Source organism: Deltaproteobacteria bacterium, assembly GCA_009929795.1.
GTDB lineage: Bacteria > Desulfobacterota > Desulfovibrionia > Desulfovibrionales > Desulfomicrobiaceae > RZZR01.
Genome location: RZZR01000329.1, coordinates 1 through 1,654, shown reverse-complemented (window position 1 = coordinate 1,654; position 1,654 = coordinate 1). Strand labels below are relative to the sequence as shown.

Genomic DNA, 1,654 nt, shown 5'->3' with positions numbered 1-1,654 from the left:
GCCAGCCTCAAGGGATCCGATCTGGCTGTTAAGGCCCAGGACCTTGGCCCCCTCACAGGTGGCCATGCGGACCACGGTCCTGGCGCTCATGACCGTCGGGTCCAGGAGGGCCGACTTCTCCAGCTTGGCCGCCGAGTCCATCTCCTGGAACATATCCAGGTTGTTGTTGCTGGCGCAGCCGTCCGTGCCCAGGCCGACGACGATGCCGTGCTCGTGCATGGCCGTGACGTGGGCCACGCCCGAGGCCAGCTTCATGTTGCTCTCCGGGTTGTGGACCACCTTGCAGCCGTGGTCGGCAAAAACCTTCATGTCCTCGTCGTCCATGACCACGCAGTGGAAGGCGAAGAACCGCTCGTCCAGAAGCCCGATCTCCCGCAGAAAGGTCGTGGCCCGCTGTCCGAGCTTCTCCCTGAGTTGCTTGGCCTCGCCCTTGTTTTCCAGAAGATGGGTGGCCAGGGGAACCTGGTAGCGGTCGGCCATGGCCTTGGCCGATTTGAGGAGATCCGGGGAGCAGGTGTACAGGGAATGGGGCTCGACCATGACGTTGATCAGCGGGTCGTCGGCCCAGCGTTGGATGAGGGCCTCGGTGTAGGCCAGGCCGTCGGCCGGGGTCTTGCAGCAGGGCGTCGGAAAATCGAAGAGTACCTCCCCGATCATGCACCGCATCCCGGCCTCCTTGGCCGCCCGGGCCGTTTCCTCCTCAAAGATGTACATGTCCGAGAAGGTCGTGGTCCCGGACCTGATCATTTCCGCGCAGGCCAGCAGACTTCCCCAATAGGCCAGTTCCGGGTCCACATTCCTGGCCTCGGCCGGGAACATATAGTTGTTCAGCCAGTCCATGAGCTCCATGTCGTCGGCGATACCCCGGAAGCAGGTCATGGCCGCATGGGTGTGGGCGTTGACCAGTCCGGGCATGACGATGGAGTTGGCGGCCTCGATGATCTCGTCGGCATGGAAGGCGGCCTCGATATCGGTTCGGGGGCCCACGGCGACTATGGAATCCCCAACAATGGCCAGGGCGGCGTCGTGAATGATGGAGTTGGCCCCGTCCATGGTCAGGACGGTTCCCTTGGTGATGAGAATATCCGCGTGTCTCATGCGCTCTTTTCCTTGCGAATCGGGTTGAAGGCCTTTAGAAGGATGCCGGGCTCTGATTGCCCTGCAGACGCCCCCGACGTCAACATCTCCAAAACCCGTCCCGTCGAACCTCAATCCGGAGACAAGCATGATCCGAGCCCTCTTTTTGGCCCTGGCCCTCGTCCATCTGATCTGCGTTCCCGCCCTGGCCCGGGAGGCCGGGGTCGTGTCCCAAAAACTGGTCCAATCCTCAGAGAGCTGGAACGGGGCGGCCCTGCCCGACTACCCCGCCGGCCGACCCGAGATCACCATCCTGCGCATCACCATCCCGGCCGGAGCGACGCTTCCCCGGCACAAGCACCCGGTCATCAACGCCGGAGTCCTTTTGTCCGGCGAACTCGTCGTGACCACCAGCCAGGGGCAAGTCCTGCCCCTCCAGGCCGGGGCCCCCATTGTCGAGGTCGTGGAAACCTGGCACACCGGCCGCAACCCCGGGGCCGTCCCGGCCGAGATCATCGTTTTCTATGCCGGAAGCGTCGGCGACACGCCCATCCACGTCATCGACACCGAACAGACC

2 protein-coding genes are annotated in these 1,654 nt (G+C 63.7%); one reads left to right on the top strand and one right to left on the bottom strand.

Going from position 1 to position 1,654, the window contains the following annotated elements; translation table 11 throughout:
* Positions 1-1,098: amidohydrolase (locus EOM25_14725; protein ID NCC26431.1), on the bottom strand; the 1,098-nt coding region annotated here is incomplete at its 3' end.
* A 127-nt stretch (positions 1,099-1,225) separates the two neighbouring features.
* Between EOM25_14725 and EOM25_14720 the strand changes: the two genes are divergently transcribed.
* Positions 1,226-1,654 (top strand): cupin domain-containing protein (locus EOM25_14720; protein ID NCC26430.1); only part of this gene is annotated, 429 nt, incomplete at its 3' end.